The organism is Phenylobacterium sp. T106, assembly GCF_057219735.1.
The window spans coordinates 194,942-212,218 of the sequence record NZ_JBXVWA010000001.1 but is presented as its reverse complement, the minus strand read 5'-3'; the positions used below and the strand labels follow the sequence as shown (position 1 = coordinate 212,218).

At 68.4% G+C, this 17,277-nt stretch carries 17 protein-coding genes and 1 tRNA gene; 15 read left to right on the top strand and 3 right to left on the bottom strand.

What is annotated here, in order from left to right; genetic code table 11:
- Positions 1-5 precede the first annotated feature (5 nt).
- From AC2D8W_RS01030 to AC2D8W_RS01020, 3 genes are all read right to left on the bottom strand, one after another.
- Positions 6-2,198 (bottom strand): NAD(P)-binding protein, encoded by a 2,193-nt coding sequence (locus tag AC2D8W_RS01030; protein WP_484669960.1) that lies wholly within the window; start codon positions 2,196-2,198, stop codon positions 6-8.
- 131 nt (positions 2,199-2,329) lie between these two features.
- Positions 2,330-3,904, bottom strand: a complete 1,575-nt coding sequence (locus AC2D8W_RS01025; protein WP_484669959.1) for a winged helix-turn-helix domain-containing tetratricopeptide repeat protein — start codon at positions 3,902-3,904, stop codon at positions 2,330-2,332.
- Between the two features lie 574 nt (positions 3,905-4,478).
- A tRNA-Asp gene (locus tag AC2D8W_RS01020) sits at positions 4,479-4,555 on the bottom strand.
- Between the two features lie 194 nt (positions 4,556-4,749).
- Between AC2D8W_RS01020 and AC2D8W_RS01015 the strand changes: the two genes are divergently transcribed.
- From AC2D8W_RS01015 to nuoL, 15 genes are all read left to right on the top strand, one after another.
- On the top strand, positions 4,750-5,127 hold the full coding sequence (locus AC2D8W_RS01015) for an NADH-quinone oxidoreductase subunit A (protein WP_293485009.1): 378 nt from the start codon (positions 4,750-4,752) through the stop codon (positions 5,125-5,127).
- Positions 5,097-5,723: a NuoB/complex I 20 kDa subunit family protein gene (locus tag AC2D8W_RS01010; protein ID WP_484669958.1), complete on the top strand. Its 627-nt coding sequence runs from the start codon at positions 5,097-5,099 to the stop codon at positions 5,721-5,723. Before AC2D8W_RS01015 ends, AC2D8W_RS01010 begins: the two co-directional genes overlap by 31 nt.
- Positions 5,720-6,340: an NADH-quinone oxidoreductase subunit C gene (locus AC2D8W_RS01005; protein WP_484669957.1), complete on the top strand. Its 621-nt coding sequence runs from the start codon at positions 5,720-5,722 to the stop codon at positions 6,338-6,340. Before AC2D8W_RS01010 ends, AC2D8W_RS01005 begins: the two co-directional genes overlap by 4 nt.
- Positions 6,337-7,575, top strand: coding sequence for an NADH-quinone oxidoreductase subunit D (locus AC2D8W_RS01000; protein ID WP_293485003.1), 1,239 nt, complete (start codon positions 6,337-6,339; stop codon positions 7,573-7,575). Before AC2D8W_RS01005 ends, AC2D8W_RS01000 begins: the two co-directional genes overlap by 4 nt.
- Positions 7,572-7,922 carry a nuclear transport factor 2 family protein gene (locus AC2D8W_RS00995; protein WP_293485001.1) on the top strand — a complete coding sequence of 117 codons (351 nt, stop codon included), beginning with the start codon at positions 7,572-7,574 and terminating at the stop codon, positions 7,920-7,922. Before AC2D8W_RS01000 ends, AC2D8W_RS00995 begins: the two co-directional genes overlap by 4 nt.
- Before the next feature lie 7 nt (positions 7,923-7,929).
- Positions 7,930-8,610, top strand: coding sequence for an NADH-quinone oxidoreductase subunit NuoE (nuoE, locus tag AC2D8W_RS00990; RefSeq protein WP_293484999.1), 681 nt, complete (start codon positions 7,930-7,932; stop codon positions 8,608-8,610).
- The gene (locus AC2D8W_RS00985) at positions 8,607-8,816 is read left to right on the top strand and encodes a hypothetical protein (RefSeq protein WP_293484997.1); all 210 of its coding nucleotides are present in this window, start codon (positions 8,607-8,609) and stop codon (positions 8,814-8,816) included. Before nuoE ends, AC2D8W_RS00985 begins: the two co-directional genes overlap by 4 nt.
- Position 8,817: 1 nt before the next feature.
- Positions 8,818-10,131 carry an NADH-quinone oxidoreductase subunit NuoF gene (gene nuoF / locus AC2D8W_RS00980; RefSeq protein ID WP_484669956.1) on the top strand — a complete coding sequence of 438 codons (1,314 nt, stop codon included), beginning with the start codon at positions 8,818-8,820 and terminating at the stop codon, positions 10,129-10,131.
- A 6-nt stretch (positions 10,132-10,137) separates the two neighbouring features.
- Positions 10,138-12,177 (top strand): NADH-quinone oxidoreductase subunit NuoG, encoded by a 2,040-nt coding sequence (gene nuoG / locus AC2D8W_RS00975; protein ID WP_484669955.1) that lies wholly within the window; start codon positions 10,138-10,140, stop codon positions 12,175-12,177.
- Between the two features lie 4 nt (positions 12,178-12,181).
- Complete coding sequence (nuoH, locus tag AC2D8W_RS00970) at positions 12,182-13,255, top strand: NADH-quinone oxidoreductase subunit NuoH (protein WP_484669954.1); 1,074 nt, start codon at positions 12,182-12,184, stop codon at positions 13,253-13,255.
- Positions 13,252-13,461 (top strand): hypothetical protein, encoded by a 210-nt coding sequence (locus tag AC2D8W_RS00965; protein ID WP_484669953.1) that lies wholly within the window; start codon positions 13,252-13,254, stop codon positions 13,459-13,461. Before nuoH ends, AC2D8W_RS00965 begins: the two co-directional genes overlap by 4 nt.
- Positions 13,462-13,953, top strand: a complete 492-nt coding sequence (gene nuoI, locus AC2D8W_RS00960) for an NADH-quinone oxidoreductase subunit NuoI (protein ID WP_293484987.1) — start codon at positions 13,462-13,464, stop codon at positions 13,951-13,953.
- Between the two features lie 64 nt (positions 13,954-14,017).
- Entirely contained in the window at positions 14,018-14,641 is a 624-nt protein-coding gene (locus AC2D8W_RS00955; RefSeq protein WP_484669952.1) for an NADH-quinone oxidoreductase subunit J, read from the top strand.
- A 96-nt stretch (positions 14,642-14,737) separates the two neighbouring features.
- On the top strand, positions 14,738-15,046 hold the full coding sequence (gene nuoK / locus AC2D8W_RS00950; protein ID WP_293484983.1) for an NADH-quinone oxidoreductase subunit NuoK: 309 nt from the start codon (positions 14,738-14,740) through the stop codon (positions 15,044-15,046).
- A 6-nt stretch (positions 15,047-15,052) separates the two neighbouring features.
- Entirely contained in the window at positions 15,053-17,275 is a 2,223-nt protein-coding gene (nuoL, locus tag AC2D8W_RS00945) for an NADH-quinone oxidoreductase subunit L (RefSeq protein ID WP_484669951.1), read from the top strand.
- Positions 17,276-17,277 lie beyond the last annotated feature (2 nt).

Genomic DNA, 17,277 nt, shown 5'->3' with positions numbered 1-17,277 from the left:
CGGCGTCAGCCCACCAGGCGCAGGCGCGGGACCTGGCGCGAGCAGGGCGCGGGCGTGCCGTTCGCGTCCGCCGGGCGCGGCTGCGTGGGATAGCCGATCACCGTGTCCAGGGCCGGGTAGCCGGCGACGGCGTAGCTGGCGAGCTTGCCGCTCATGGCCGCGCCCTCGAAGCTGCCGACGTTGAGCCCGGTGTAGATCCAGTCCCCGGCGAGGGTGAGGTTCTCGAACCCCGATCCCCAGGCCTCCAGGCGGTACTTCACGCTCCCGGGCGGCGTCGTCACGTACCGCTCGGTGGGGTCGATGTTGGCGCGCCAGAACTGGCTGTCGAAGCGCTGGACGCCCTGGGCGTCGACGTCGCGGGTGTCGACCAGCAGGTCGAAGTCGAGTCCCATCGGGTCGCCGATCGGGTTGTTGGCCCGCACGGTGGCGTTGGGCAGCATCGTGCCGATCGAGGTCTGCAGGTACTGGATGCACTGGGCCTTGACCCGCTGCGCCTGGCGCGCCGGGTACTCGTGGTCGGAGAACGGCGGCATCGGCTCGTAGTCGGGCATCAGGCCGCAGAAGTACCAGAGCGCCTTGGGGCGGTTGTTCGCTGGCCAGTCCTCGTACTTGATCAGGTCGTGATACTCGGCGTTGCCGTTGGGCGGGCAGAAGTAGGTGCCGCTGATCGGGATCTCGTTCTTGGCCGGGTCCAGCTTCTCGGACCAGCCCAGTTCGTAGAGGTCCTTGGACAGCCAGATCTGCATCGCCTGGGTCTGCACGGTCGGGATGTGAGCGACCATGTCGCGCCAGCGCGCGCTTTCGTCGATCAGCTCGCGGCACAGGAAGGGCGCGGCGCCGAGCGAAATGGCGAAGACCACGTGGTCGAAGTCCGCGCCGCGCCGCAGCACCTTGGGCGTCTTGAGGTGCGGGAACGCGGCCGTCGGCCACGGACACCAGTAGGACTCGAGATCCTGCTGCAGGGCCCGCATGAACTCGCCTTCTTTCAGCTGCTCGTAGAGCGGCCGGTGCGGCCACGATGGCAGCCCCTTGACCTCGATCAGCGGCTCGTAGCCCCGCGCGGGGTCCTTGAGGGTCGCCTGCAGGGTGAACTCGACCGCGTCGACGGCGCGACGGTCGGCGCTGAGGCGCAGGGCGTCCACCTTGTGGAAGAACTCGAACTTCACGCCGCGACGCTTCAGCACCTCGTACATCGGCGCCACGACGGTCTCGCCGGTCCCGGCGGCGAAGCTCCAGAGGAAGGCCTCGCGGTAGGCGCAGGTGCGGAGCGTCCAGTCCAGGAAGGCGCCGGCGGCCATCCGCGCGGCGCGCGAGGTGTCGCCGTTCGGGCTCTGGTAGCAGATGTTCACCGTGATCATCACGACGGGAGACTTCAGGGTCGCCGCCTGGATTCCGTGGCGGATCAGCCAGTCGCTCCAGTTCTCGTCGTCGAGCACGTCGAAGCCGTTGACCACGACATTGTCCTTGAGCGCGCCGATGATCATCGTCGCGTAGAAGTCCAGCGTCAGCAGCGCATGGCGAAGGTCGTCGAAGTGATCGGCGATGCCGGGCGCCAGGACGTCCACCGTCTCGACGAAGCCCAGCACAAGCCGGCGGGCAGCCTCGATCTCGCCGACCAGAGGATGGTTCGGACCCGCGGAGAGCGGGATGTCGCGCACCTGCTCCCGCGCCCTGGCCAGAAGCGCCGAGATGGCGAGCTCGACGAGCTTGGGCACGCCCGCGACCGAGCTCTGCATCTGCTCGACTTCGTAGAAGATCGCCTCGAGGCAGCTTTCGAGACCCCGGTAGTCCGACGTATCGATCGGCGAGAGCTTGTTCTCGGGGAAGCGCGTCGGCCAGGGCTTGAGGCCGCCGTTCTCGAACTCCCACATCATGGCGAAGTTCGAGCGCAGGAACGCCTGGTCGAACGTGGCCAGGGGCATCCCCGCCGGGCGGTTCAGCTCGGCGTACACCTCGTGCATCATCGGGATGGCGTTGAAGTAGCTGCCGACGAAGCCGTGGATGCCGTGCTCTTCGATGCGCGCATTCTCGCCGCGGGAGGAGGCGCACTTGCCGCCGAGCCGCCACCCGAGCTGGTAGACGGTGATCTCGTACTCGTCCTGCCAGCCCGGCCGGTTCGATAGGTTGAAGGCGGTCGCGAGCCCGCCCATGCCGCCGCCCAGAATAGCCACCTTCTGCGGCTTGGATGTCTTCGTCATTCTGTCGAGACCTTACCCCACCTTTTAATCGCGAGAGTGGCCGGTCAGGACTTGAGTTAGGGTTAAGCGCAGATCTTGCGATGCGAACGACTTCGCAGATCCTGACGCCACAGGTAGCAGAAGTTGATCGCTCAGCGGCCTTTCCAGCCGATCGCCTGCAAAGCCTTAACGAGGCGTTCGCTATCTTGCGGCCTGACGAACGGATGGCCCGTCCTGAGGGCCTCCAGCGAATAGCCCACGTCCTTGCCGGGATGCTGCTCGCGGGCGAGCGCGTCGCCCTCGGCGAGGGCGCGTCGGGCCTGCTCGACCTGGCCGGCGGCGCTGTAGCAGGCCGCAAGAAGATAGCAGAGCGAGAACCTTTCGGGCTTGCGGGCGCGGGCGTCGGCGGCGTCCCGCGCTGCCTCGTGGTAATCGCCGGCGGCGAAGCGGGCCAGCGCCTTCGCCCGGAACCAGAGCCAGGCCTGCGGGTCGTTCGGGCTCGCCGCGATCGCCCGGCTCGAATAGGCGATCGCCTCGCCGGACTCGCCCTCGAACGCGAGCAGCCGGCCCATCTCGCCCAGGGCCGCGGCGAGGTACGGGTTGAGCTCCAGGGCGCGCCGCTGCTCGGCCTTCGCCTCTGGCAGGCGGTCCATGAGGGACAGCACCACGCCCAGCGTGAAGTGCGCGAAGGCGTCGTTGGCGCCGGCGCTGACGGCGAGGAGGGCGATGCGATGCGCCTCGGCGATGTTGGACGCCGGCTCCCGGGCCGTGCCGCTCCAGACGTCGTAGAGCTTGCAGTGCGCCAGGATGGACAAGGCCGAGACGTCGTTGGGCTCGAGCCTGAGGGCCTGCTCGAGAAGCTCTTCCGCCGCCCTCACGTCCTCGGGCGTCGAGCGCCAGAAGGCGCGACGGCCCTGCACGAACAGGCGCCAGAACTGCAGGCTGTGCTCGGGCGTGGCGAGCGCCTTCGTCTCCTCGCGTTCGAGCACGGCGGGCTCGACGGTGCCGATGATCGAGGTGGTGATCTCGTTCATGAGCGAGAAGAGATCGACCATCGGCCGATCGTAGCGGCCGGACCAGGCGCTGGTCTCGTCGGCGCCCTGGATCAGGTCGACCGAGATCCGGACCATGCCGCCAAGGGCCCGCACCTTGCCGTCCAGGACGTAGTCCACCCCGAGGCGCGTGCAGATCGCGCCGGGCGGCGCGCCGACGACGTCCGAATACAGCAGGGACTGCCGGGGGGTGACGGCGAGCAGTGGCGACTTGGAGAGCCCGGCCGTGAGCTCGTCGGCCAGCGCTTCGGCGAACCAGGCCTGATCCTCGTCGCCGGGCTGGTGGGTGAACTCGAGCACCACGATCCGGGGCCGCGACGGCTCCGCCGTCCGCGCCGCCACACGGACCGGCTCGGCGGCGTCGGGGACCGTCAGGCGATAGCCGACGCGGGGGATCGTCTCGATGGCGAATGCGCCGCCGCTTCGCGTGGCGAGCTTTCGCAGCTTGCCCATCACGAGGGTGATCGAGTCCTCCCCGACGACGCGGCCGCCCCAGCATCTGGCGATCAGGTCGTCCCGGCTGACCACCGCGCCGTCGGCCTGCGCCAGCATGACGAGCACCTGCATCACGCGGGGTTGCAGGACCTCGCGGCCGTGGGAAGCAATGACTTCGCGCGTCGACGGCCGCACTTCCAGGGAACCCAGGGAAAAGCCAGCCTCGTGGGCCAGTTGCATCGAACTCTTGTGTCCCCGTTCTATCCGCGGAGCCGGCCCCCCGGCCGATCCCCGCCACAGCCCTGACTCGGACGCGCCGCTAACCTAGTGGGGCGAACCGTCGCCACCAAGCCGGAAAGATCGGCGTTTGCTCGGGGAAAGATCGGGACCGCTCCATGTCGATTCAGGGCTATCGCTGGTCTTCTCACGGTGGGTTCAGGCCTTATCGGGGGCCGGGCAGACCCGACACTTTGCCCACAAGCCCCAGTCCTCCGGCGCCGTCGCCCAGCTCCCGCAGGCTCGGCAGGAGGGCCGCGTCCAACGGGACGCCATGAAGGCCGGAACCTTCCCCCGGGCTCGCCGGTGCGAGCCCAACTCGTCCGGCGACGGTTTCGGAGGGTGGCTGGGGGGCCGCCCCCGGGGCCGCTCTGGCGGGAGCCTGCGGGTCCCTAGCCCTGCGGGCCCTCTTCAAGCCCCCGATCCCCGTGGATCGGGGGTCTTTTTTTGCGTGGAACGGCGCAGGGCGATTCGCGACGGGAGCGGCCCGGCCGGCGGCGCGACGATCGAATGTGGGATGTTCGGTGCGCCACGGACGTGGCGCGAGTGACGGGACTCGAACCCGCGACCTCCGGCGTGACAGGCCGGCGCTCTAACCAACTGAGCTACACCCGCGCAAAGCCGTCCGGCGATGCGAAGGCGGCTCTCATATGGGCGGGTCGGAATCGTGTCAACGGAAGAGTGCGGCGCCCGTCGGCGTGGCGCTTCCGCGACCATCCCCGCCGCGGCGTTTCGCAGCGCAAAACCCCTGTTTGAAACACCCGGTCGAACGGTCTAGAAGGGCGCCGCGACTCCCGCCGGAGACTTACGTGAACGCCTTCCTGCTCGAGTACCTGCCCATCGTGATCTTCCTGGGGATCGCGGCGGCGCTGGGCATCGTCTTCATCCTCTTCGCGACCGTGCTCGCGCCCAAGGCGCCCGACCCGGAGAAGCTGTCGTCGTACGAGTGCGGCTTCAACGCCTTCGACGATGCGCGCATGAAGTTCGACGTCCGGTTCTACCTGGTCTCGATCCTGTTCATCATCTTCGACCTCGAGGTGGCGTTCCTGTTTCCCTGGGCGGTCGCGCTGATGAACCTGCCGCCCGACGTCGCCAAGTACGCCTTCTGGTCGATGATGACCTTCCTGGGCGTCCTGACCGTCGGCTTCATCTACGAGTGGAAGAAGGGCGCCCTGGAATGGGAGTGATCGTTCCGCCTGGCTCGGGCGTTCCCGCGGGCCCGAATTCTCTTGTCGCGCCTGCGGGCGCCGCGGGCCGGACGACCGTCGAGGGCTACGACCCGAAGCTGCACGACCCGTTCTTCGACGGCGTCTCGCAGCGTCTCGCCGACAAGGGCTTCGTGACCGCCGGCGTCGACGACCTCATCACCTGGGCCCGCACCGGGTCGCTGATGTGGATGACGTTCGGCCTGGCCTGCTGCGCGGTCGAGATGATGCAGGCCTCGATGCCGCGCTACGACCTGGAGCGCTACGGCTTCGCCCCGCGCGCGAGCCCGCGGCAGAGCGACGTGATGATCGTGGCGGGCACGCTCGTGAACAAGATGGCCCCGGCGCTGCGCAAGGTCTACGACCAGATGCCCGAGCCGCGGTACGTGATCTCGATGGGCAGCTGCGCCAACGGCGGCGGCTACTACTACTTCAGCTACTCGACCGTGCGGGGCTGCGACCGGATCGTGCCGGTGGACATCTACGTGCCCGGGTGCCCGCCCACGGCCGAGGCGCTGGTCTACGGCGTGCTGCAGCTGCAGAAGAAGATCCGCCGCACCGGGACGATCGTGCGATGAGCTGGCCGGCGACCGCGACAGAGCTCGAGAAGCTCGGCAAGGCCATCTGCAAGGAGGCCAAGGGCGTCTTCACCGGCGCATCGACCGCGTTCGGCGAGCTGACGCTGACGGCCCCGGCCGCCCGGGTGCTCGAGGCGCTGAGCTACCTTCGCGACGCGCAGGGCTTCCACCAGCTGATCGACCTCGCCGGCGCGGACTATCCCGAGCGGCCCCTGCGCTTCGACGTCGTCTATCACCTGCTGTCGATGACGAAGAACCGCCGCGTGCGGCTCAAGGTGCAGACCGACGAGGACACCGCGGTGCCGTCCGTGGTGTCGCTGTTCCCGGCCGCCGACTGGTACGAGCGCGAGGCGTTCGACATGTACGGCATCTTCTTCGACGGGCACCCCGACCTTCGCCGGATCCTCACCGACTACGGCTTCCACGGCCATCCGCTGCGGAAGGACTTCCCGATGACCGGCTACGTCGAGGTCCGCTACGACGACGAGCTCAAGCGGGTGGTCTACGAGCCCGTGAAGTCGGTCGAATGGCGCAACTGGGACTTCCTCTCGCCGTGGGAGGGGATGGAGAAGGGCTTCTCGCCGGCGCTGCCGGGCGACGAGAAGGTTGAGAAATGACCGGCCAGAACGCACCCGCGGCGGCGACCGACCTCCCGAGCACGATCGGGGAGGGCGAGACTCCGGTCCGCAAGTTCAACATCAACTTCGGCCCGCAGCACCCGGCCGCGCACGGCGTGCTTCGCCTGGTGCTGGAGCTGGACGGCGAGGTCGTGGAGCGGGTCGATCCCCACATCGGCCTCCTGCACCGCGGCACGGAGAAGCTGATCGAGGCGCGGCCCTACGGCCAGACCATCCCCTACATGGACCGCCTCGACTACGTGGCGCCGATGAACCAGGAGCATGCGTACTGCCTGGCCATCGAGAAGCTGCTGGATGTCGAGGTCCCGTACCGGGCGCTGCTGATCCGCACGCTCTATGACGAGATCGGCCGGATCCTGAACCACCTGCTGAACGTGACGACGCAGGCCATGGACGTGGGCGCGCTGACGCCGCCGCTCTGGGGCTTCGAAGAGCGCGAGAAGCTGATGGTGTTCTACGAGCGCGCGTCGGGCGCCCGGATGCACGCCAACTACTATCGCGTCGGCGGCGTGCGGCAGGACCTGCCCGAGGCGCTGGTCCGCGACATCCGGGACTGGTGCGACCACTTCCCGCGCATCTGCGACGACATCGAGGGCCTGATCACGGGCAACCGGATCTTCAAGCAGCGCAACGTCGACATCGGGAAGGTGACCCGGGACGAGGCGATCGCCTGGGGCTTCTCGGGCGTGATGGTGCGGGGTTCGGGCATCCCGTGGGACCTGCGCCGCAGCCAGCCCTACGCGGCCTATAACGACATGGAGTTCGACGTCCCGCTGGGCGTGAACGGCGACTGCTACGACCGCTACCTCTGCCGGATGCAGGAGATGCGGGAGTCGACGAAGATCATGATGCAGTGCTGCGACGCGCTGCTGAAGTCGCCCGGCCCGGTGAAGGCCGAGAACAACAAGATCACGCCGCCGGCCCGGGGCGAGATGAAGCGCTCGATGGAGGCGCTCATCCACCACTTCAAGCTCTTCACCGAGGGCTATCGGACCCCGCCGGGCGAGGTCTACGCCTGCGTCGAGGCGCCTAAGGGCGAGTTCGGCGTCTACCTGGTGAGCGACGGCACCAACAAACCCTACCGGCTCAAGATCCGCGCGCCGGGCTATCCGCACCTGCAGGCCATGGACTGGATGAACCGCGGCCACATGCTGGCGGACGTCTCCGCCATCCTGGGCTCGCTCGACATCGTGTTCGGGGAGATCGACCGTTGACCGCGCCCGCGACCCTCTCGCCGCTGGACGTCGCGGCCGGGCAGCTGGAGGCCTACAACCGCCAGGACCTGGACGCGCACTGCGCGTTCTTCGCCGACGACGTGGTGGTGGCCGACCTGAACGGCGACGTCACGCTCCAGGGCAAGGACGCCTACCGCGCGAAGTACCAACAGGTCTTCGCCGACTTCCCGAAGAACCGGGCCGAACTGGTGAACCGCATCTGCGTGGGGGACACCGTCATCGACCACGAGCGGGTGTTCCGCGACGGCGTGACCGAGGCCTTCCAGGTGATCGCCATCTACACCCTCGCGGGCGGCCGGATCGCCCGCGTGGACTTCCGCAAGTGAGGCCCGCGTGAGCGTCCGTCGACTTTCGCCGAACCAGCCCGCCAGCTTCACCTTCGCGCCCGAGACGCTGAAGGCGGCCAAGCAGTGGATGGCCAACTTCCCGCCGGGCCGCCAGCAGTCGGCCATGGTGCCGGTCCTGTGGCTGGTCCAGAAGCAGGAGGGATGGGTTCCCGAGCCCGCGATCCGCGCGGTGGCCGAGCTCCTCGGCGTGCCGGTGATCCGGGTGCTGGAGGTGGCCACCTTCTACACCATGTTCATGCTGGAGCCGGTGGGCACGCACGCGCTGGTGCAGGTGTGCGGCACGACGCCGTGCCAGACCCGCGGCTCCGAGGCGCTGATGGCGGTCTGCAAGCGGCGGATCGGCCCGCAGAACCATCGCTCGGCGGACGGCAAGTTCTACTGGCAGGAAGTCGAGTGCCTGGGCGCCTGCGCCAATGCGCCGATGGCCGCCATCAACGACCGCTACTACGAGGACCTCACGCCCGAGGGCCTCGAGAAACTGCTCGACGCGTTCGCGGCCGGGAAGGGGCCGCCGCCGGGATCGGAAATCGGCCGCCAGGGCTCGGCTCCGGAGGGCGGGCCGCTGACGCTGACCGACCCGAAACTCTTCGACGGCTCGCTGGGCAAGAAGATCAAGATCCCGAATCTGCCGCCGAAGGCCGGCAAGGCCCCGAAGGTGAGCGCATGACGCTCGACGTTGAGGCCATCAAGCGGCGGCGCAGCGTGATGATGATCGCCAACGTGGTGGCGGCGCTCGTCGCCATCGTGGGCATCGTGCTCTACGCCCAGGGCCAGTCCTGGGCGCTCGCCGTGGTGATCGCGGCGGTCGTGGGCGGCTTCGCCGTCCAGGTGTGGTTCATGGCCGCCCTGCGCGGCCGCAAGGGAGACTCCTGACGTGCCCGGTTTGCTGGCCGACAAGGACCGCATCTTCCTCAACCTCTACGGCCAGCGCGACTGGGGCCTGGAGGGGGCGAAGGCGCGCGGGGCGTGGAACGGGACGGCCGACATGGTCGCCCAGACGCCCGAGTGGATCTGCGACCAGATCAAGGCCTCGGGCCTGCGGGGCCGGGGCGGGGCCGGCTTCGCCACGGGCCTGAAGTGGACCTTCATGCCGAAGCAGGAGAGCGAGCGGCCGCACTACCTGCTGGTCAACGCCGACGAGTCCGAGCCGGGCGCCTGCAAGGACCGCGACATCCTGCGCAACGACCCGCATCTCCTGATCGAGGGCTGCGTGATCGCCTGCCGCGCCATGCGCAGCCACAACGCCTACATCTACATCCGCGGCGAGTACGTGCACGAGCGCGAGCGCCTGCTTGCCGCCATCAGGCAGGCCTATGACGCCAAGCTGCTCGGGCCCGGATCGATCCTGGGCTACGACGTGGACGTCCGCGTCCAGCACGGCGGCGGGGCCTACATCTGTGGCGACGAGACCGCCCTGATGGAGAGCTTCGAGGGCAAGAAGGGCCAGCCGCGCCTGAAGCCCCCGTTCCCCGCCGGCGCCGGCATCTACGGCTGCCCGACCACGGTGAACAACGTCGAGACCATTGCGGTCGTGGGCACGATCCTGCGCCGCGGCGCCGACTGGTTCGCCCAGTTCGGCACCGAGAAGTCGACGGGTACGAAGCTGTTCGCGGGCTCGGGCCACCTGAACAAGCCCTGCGTGGTCGAGGACGTCGTCGGCATCCCGCTGAAGACGCTGATCGAAGAGCACATGGGCGGCGTGCGCGGCGGCTGGGGCAACCTGAAGGCCGTGATCCCCGGCGGCATCTCGGTGCGGATGATCCCGGCCGAGGAGGCCGAGGTCGCGGTGATGACCTACGAGGACCTGCAGGCGCGGGGCTCGGGCCTGGGCACCGGCACCATGATCGTGTTCGACAAGGACGCCGACCTGGTGAAGGCGATCGCCCGCGCGAGCTACTTCTACAAGCACGAGAGCTGCGGCCAGTGCACGCCGTGCCGCGAAGGCACCGGCTGGATGTGGCGGGTGATGGAGCGGATGGTCACCGGCGAGGCCGAGATGTCCGAGATCGACCTGCTGCTCGACGTGGCCAGCCAGGTCGAGGGCCACACCATCTGCGGCCTGGGCGATGCGGCCGCCTGGCCGATCCAGGGCCTCTTCCGCCACTTCCGCCATGAGGTGGAGGACCGCATCAACACCTATCGTGCGCGCAAGGGCTCCTACGCCGGCGCGTCGATCGCGGCGGAGTAAGTCGAGATGCCGATCGCCAAGGTCGACGGGGTCGAGGTCGAGTTCGAGCCGGGGATGAACGTCCTCCAGGTCTGCGAGCTGGCGGGCAAGGAGATCCCCCGGTTCTGCTACCACGAACGACTGAGCATCGCCGGCAACTGCCGCATGTGCCTGGTCGAGGTGAAGCCCGGCCCGCCGAAGCCGCAGGCGTCGTGCGCGCTGCCGGCCGCCGAGGGGCAGGAGATCTTCACCGACACGCCGATGGTGAAGAAGGCGCGCCACGGGGTGATGGAGTTCCTGCTCATCAACCACCCGCTGGATTGCCCGATCTGCGACCAGGGCGGGGAGTGCGATCTGCAGGACCAGGCCATGGGCTATGGCCGCGACGACAGCCGCTACGCCGAGAACAAGCGGGCCGTCGAAGAGAAGTACATGGGTCCGCTGATCAAGACGGTCATGACCCGTTGCATCCAGTGCACGCGCTGCGTCCGGTTCATCACCGAGGTGGCCGGCGTGCCGGACATCGGCCTCATCTCGCGCGGCGAAGACGTTGAAATCACGACCTATCTCGACAAGGCCGTGGCGTCCGAACTGAGCGCCAACGTGATCGATCTCTGCCCGGTGGGCGCGCTGACCTCCAAGCCGTACGCGTTCAACGCCCGGCCCTGGGAGCTGAAGAAGACCGAGAGCGTGGACGTCATGGACGCCCTGGGCTCGGCCATTCGCGTCGACGCCCGCGGCCCCGCGGTGCTGCGCGTGCTGCCGCGCATCAACGAGGCGGTCAACGAGGAGTGGATCTCGGACAAGACCCGCTACGCCGTCGACGGCCTGTCGCGCCAGCGGCTGGACCGCCCCTTCGTGCGCGAGAACGGCAAGCTGCGCGCCGCCACCTGGGCCGAGGCGCTGGACGTGGTCGCCGCCAAGGTCCGGTCGACCAACCCCGACCGCATCGGCGTCATCGCCGGCGACCTGCAGGACGCCGAGTCCATGAAGGCGGCGAAGGACCTGTTCGGCAGCCTGGGCGTCACCAGCCTCGACTGCCGCCAGGACGGCATGGTGCTGGGCCACGGCGCCCGCGAGACCTGGCTGTTCAACTCGTCGATCCAGGGCCTTGAAGAGGCGGACTATATCCTGCTGGTCGGCAGCAATCCGCGCCTCGAGGCGCCGGTGCTCAACGCGCGCATCCGCAAGCGCTGGCTGGCGGGCGCCACCCGCGTGGGCGTGGTCGGCGAGGCCGCCGACCTGACCTACGGCTACGAGCATCTGGGCGCGGGCCCGGCCTCGCTCGCGGGCCTCGCGAAGTCGAAGTCCGACTTCGTGAAGGGACTCAGGGAGGCCAAGGCGCCGGCGATCGTGATCGGCGCGGGCGCTCTGAACCGGCCTGACAGCCTGGCTGTGCTGCGCGCAGCCGCCGATGTCGCCAAGGCGTTCGGCATGACCTGGAACGTGCTGCATTCGGCCGCGAGCCGGGTCGGCGGCCTCGACCTGGGCTTCGTGCCCGCCGAGGGCGGCCGCTCGGCCGCCGAGCTGGCGGACAAGGGCGGCGCCGACCTGCTGATCCTGCTGGGCGCGGACGAGATCGACCTGTCGAAGTCCGACGCCTTCGTCGTCTACCTCGGCACGCACGGCGACGCCGGCGCGCACCGCGCCGACGTGGTCCTGCCGGGCGCGGCCTACACCGAGAAGAACGGCCTCTATGTGAACACCGAAGGCCGGGTGCAGATGGGCTTCCGCGCCGTGTTCCCGAAGGGCGAGGCGCGGGAGGACTGGGCCATCCTGCGGGCGCTCAGCGAACGCGTGGGCGCCACGCTGCCCTACGACAGCCTGGATCAGCTCCGCGCGAAGCTCTTCGCCGACCACCCGAGCTTCGGCCGCATCGGCTATGTGGCCGAGACGCCGGCCGCCGTGGACTTGGCCGCCCTGGGCGCGAAGGGCCAGCTCTCGGACGCGCCGTTCTCGGGCGCCGTGCGCAGCTTCCACCTCACCAACCCCATCGCGCGCGCCAGCGTGACGATGGCCGAATGCGCCCAGCTCGCCTCGGGCGCGGCCAAGATCGCAGCGGAGTAGGGGCGTGGCGGAATTCTGGAGCTCCCCGATCGGCTGGACGATCATCACGGTGGCCCACATCCTGGCCGTCACCGTCGTCCTGCTGCTGACGATCGCCTTCATCATCTACGGCGACCGCAAGATCTTCGCGGGCGTGCAGGCGCGGAAGGGCCCCAACGTGGTGGGGCCGTTCGGGCTGCTGCAGTCCTTCGCCGACCTGGGCAAGTTCCTGGTGAAGGAGCTTGTGATCCCGGCCGGCGCCGACAAGGCCGTCTATCTGCTCGCGCCGCTCATCAGCGTGACCCTGGCGCTCGGCGCCTGGGCGGTGATGCCGATCGCGCCCGGCTGGATGGTCTCGGACATCAACGTCGGCATCCTCTACCTGTTCGCCGTCAGCTCGATGGGCGTCTACGGCATCATCATGGGCGGCTGGGCTTCGAACTCGAAGTACCCGTTCCTGGGGTCGCTGCGGTCGGCGGCGCAGATGGTGAGCTACGAGGTCTCGATCGGCTTCGTGATCATCACCGTGATCCTGCTGGCCGGCTCGATGAACCTGACGGTGATCACCGAGAAGCAGGCCGGGGGCTTCTGGAACTGGAACATGTTCGGCGGCGGCTTCCCGCACAATCTGCCGCTCATCCTGATCATGTTCCCGATGGGGGTGATCTTCTTCATCTCGGGGCTCGCCGAGACGAACCGGCCGCCGTTCGACCTGCCCGAGGCGGAGTCGGAGCTGGTGGCGGGCTATGCCGTCGAATACGGCTCCACGCCCTACATGCTCTTCTACCTCGCCGAGACCGCCAACATCGTCCTGATGAGCGGCCTGATGGCGGTGCTCTTCCTCGGCGGCTGGCATGCGCCCTGGCCCGAGGGCTACCTGGCGACCTGGCCGGCGTGGCTCGTCAGCCTGCATGGCCTCTTCTTCTACGCCGCCAAGACCTTCTTCGTGTTCTTCATGAACGCGATGGTCCGCTCCATCGTGCCGCGCTACCGCTACGACCAGCTGATGCGCCTGGGCTGGAAGGTGTTCCTGCCGACGTCGCTCGTGGCCGTGTTCGTGGTGTCGGGGTGGCTCGTCTACACGGGGATGCCCGGATGATCGTGCGCGCCATCGCCGTCTCCGCCGCGCTGACCCTTGCGGCCTGCTCCTCGGGCGCGGGCTTCGGCAAGGCGGGCGGGCTTGCGACCTACGACGAGATCAAGGCCGCGCAGAAGGCCTGCGCCGACAAGGGCGGCGCCCTGAAGCTTCAACGGAACGGCGACGCCCAGTACCTGGACGACTACGCCTGCGAGAAGAACAAGTAGATGCTGAACCGGATCGGACAGGCGCTGAAAGGCGCGGCGCTGATGGACTTCGTGGGGGCCTTCGGCCTCGGCATGAAGTACATGGTGCGGCCCAAGAAGACCGTGCAGTACCCGCACGAGCGGAACCCGCAGAGCCCGCGCTTCCGCGGCGAGCATGCGCTGCGCCGCTACCCGAACGGGGAAGAGCGCTGCATCGCCTGCAAGCTGTGCGAGGCGGTCTGCCCGGCGCAGGCCATCACCATCGAGGCCGAGCCGCGCGCCGACGGCAGCCGGCGCACGACCCGCTACGACATCGACATGGTCAAATGCATCTACTGCGGCCTGTGCCAGGAGGCCTGCCCGGTGGACGCCATCGTCGAGGGCCCGAACCTGGAGTTCGCCGTCGAAACCCGCGAGGAGCTCTACTACGACAAGGAGCGCCTGCTGGATAACGGCGACCGCTGGGAGCGGGAGATCGCGAAGAATCTGGAACTGGACGCACCGTACCGATAGGAGAGGCGGCGCGATTCCGCCGCAGCTTCCGCAAGCGTAATTCGAGGGGATTTAGAGAGCCGAAATGGCCCTGCAGGCGATCGCATTCTACCTGATGGCGGCGGTGACCGTGGCGGCCGGATTCTGCGTGGTCTCGGCCCGCAACCCGGTGCACTCGGTGCTGTGGCTGATCCTGAGCTTCTTCTCGGCGGCCGGGCTCTTCGTCCTGATGGGCGCCGAGTTCATCGCCATGCTGCTGGTGGTGGTCTACGTGGGCGCCGTCGCGGTGCTGTTCCTCTTCGTCGTGATGATGCTCGACGTGGATTTCGCGGCGCTGCGCCAGGGCTTCGCCCGGTACATGCCGCTGGGCCTGCTGATCGCGGTCTTCCTGGCGGCCGAGATGGTGCTGGTCTCGGCCACGGTCGCCGGATCGGGCGCCGCCAAGGACAACGAGAGCCCGATGGCCTCGGGCGCCGGCAGCGCGCTCTCGAACGCCGAGGCGATCGGGCGGGTGCTCTACACGGACTACATCTACTTCTTCCAGGCGGCCGGACTGGTCCTGCTGGTCGCGATGATCGGCGCCATCGTGCTCACGCTGCGCCACAAGCCCGGCGTTCGCCGCCAGGTGATCATGGACCAGGTGCTGCGCACGCCGAAGACGGGGATGCGGATCACCAACCTGAAGCCCGGCGAAGGGATCGGCGAATGATCCTGCTCCGCCAAGGCTCGGCAGAACGAGCATCCATGAGCCTGTATTCTCGAACCGGAGGATCCATCCTCCGTAGCTCCGAAGGAGCGTAGGCGGATGACCATCGGGCTCGCGCACTATCTGGCGGTCGCCGCCATCCTGTTCACGATCGGCGTCTTCGGCATCTTCGTGAACCGCAAGAACATCATCGTCATCCTGATGTCGGTCGAGCTGATGCTGCTCGCCGTGAACATCAACCTGGTGGCGTTCTCGGTCTTCCTGGGCAACCTCGCGGGCCAGGTGTTCGCGATGTTCGTGCTGACCGTGGCGGCCGCGGAGGCCGCCGTCGGCCTGGCCATCCTCGTCACCTTCTTCCGCAACCGCGGCGACATCGCCGTGGACGACGCCTCGATGATGAAGGGCTGATCGCAAGTGGATCCGAAAGTCCTCGTCACCGTCATCCTGTTCGGCCCGCTGATCGGGGCGATCGCCGCGGGCCTGTTCGGGCGCCGGCTGGGCGACAATCTCAGCCGCGGCGTCACCACGGGCTTCCTGTTCCTGTCGGCGATCCTGTCGTGGGTGGTGTTCGCCCAATGGACGTGGGGCGGCCTCGAGCCGTTCACGGTCATCTACGCGCCGTTCATCCACGTGGGCGACTTCGTCTCCAACTGGGCGTTCCGGCTGGACGGCCTGTCGGCGGTGATGCTCGTGGTGGTCACCACCGTGAGCTCGCTCGTGCACCTCTACTCCTGGGGGTACATGGCGGACGATCCCAGCAAGCCGCGGTTCTTCGCCTACCTGTCGCTGTTCACGTTCGCGATGCTGTCGCTGATCAGCGCGAACGACTTCATGCAGCTGTTCTTCGGCTGGGAAGGCGTGGGCCTGGCCAGCTACCTGCTGATCGGCTTCTGGTTCCACAAGGACACCGCCAACGCCGCCTCCATCAAGGCGTTCGTCGTCAACCGCGTGGGCGACTTCGGGTTCGCACTGGGCATCATGACGGTATTCTGGGCCTACGGCTCGATCGAGTTCGCCCAGGTGTTCCCGCAGATCGCGGGCAGCGTTGGCCGCGGCTGGGACTTCGGGTCCTGGCATTTCAGCCTCGTCGACCTGGCCTGCGCGCTCCTGTTCGTGGGCGCCATGGGGAAGTCGGCGCAGTTCTTCCTGCACACCTGGCTGCCCGACGCCATGGAGGGCCCGACGCCGGTGTCCGCCCTGATCCACGCGGCCACCATGGTGACCGCCGGCGTCTACATGGTCTGCCTGCTGTCGCCGATGTTCGAATACGCCCCGGTCGCGAAGACCATCGTGACGGTGATCGGCGCGGTCACCGCGCTCTTCGCCGCGACCGTCGGCCTGACCCAGAACGACATCAAGCGGGTCATCGCGTACTCGACCTGCTCGCAGCTCGGCTACATGTTCTTCGCCGCGGGCGTGGGCGCCTACCAGGCGGCGATGTTCCACCTGTTCACCCACGCCTTCTTCAAGGCGCTGCTGTTCCTGGGCGCCGGCTCGGTGATCCACGGCATGGCGCACGAGCAGGACATGCGGCGCTACGGCGCGCTCTTCAAGTTCCTGCCGATCACCGGGTCGGTGATGCTGATCGGGACGATCGCGATCACCGGCCTCGGGATCCCGTTCGTCGACCTGGGCTTCGCGGGCTTCTACTCGAAGGACGCGATCATCCACGCGGCGTGGGAGGCCGGCGGCGCCGGAACGCCCATGGGCTACTTCGCCTTCGTGATCGGCATCTTCGTGGCGGGGCTGACGGCGTTCTACTCGTGGCGGGTGGCGTTCTTCACCTTCAACGGCCACGCCCGCTGGACGTCCGAGGATCTCGAGCACCACTGGCACAACCGCGACCACGACCATGCCGGCCACGCGGACGACCACGCCACCCACGCTCAGATCGAGACGCACTCCGAGCCTGAGCCGGCCCATGCCGCGCATGCGGAGCACGGGCATGGCCACGGCCACGGCGCGCACCTGCCGCACGAGAGCCCGTGGACCATGCGCATCCCGCTGATCGTGCTGTCGGTCGGTGCGATCGCGGCCGGCTTCGCCTTCCACCATCAGTTCATCGGCGACGAGAAGGCCGAGTTCTGGAAGGGCGCCATCTACAACGCGCCCGTCACGGGCCATGGGCCGGAGGCCGCCGGCGCGCCGGCGGCGCCCGCGGCCCACGCCGAAGCCGCCGCGCCGGCCGCCAAGGCCGCGGGTCCCGCGCCCGAGCACGCCGAGGCGCCGGCCGAGGCGCACCACGCGCCGGCCTGGGTGATCCTGGCCCCGCTGGTGGCTTCGATCCTCGGCCTGCTCGTCGCGGCCTACATGTACCTCTGGCGCGAAGGCCTGGGGGCGCGGCTCGCGGCCAACGGCGGCGTCACCTACAAGTTCCTCTACAACAAGTGGTTCTTCGACGAGGTCTACGACGCGGTCTTCGTCCGGGGGGCCAAGCTGCTCGGCGACCTGTTCTGGAAGGGCGGGGACCAGAAGATCATCGACGGACTGGGGCCTGACGGGGTCTCGGCGCTCTCGGTCCAGGTGGGCAAGGGCGCGGGCAAGCTCCAGAGCGGCTACGTCTACCACTACGCCTTCGTGATGCTGCTCGGCGTCGCCGGGCTCCTGACCTACGCCCTCGTGGCCTGGAACGCCTGAGG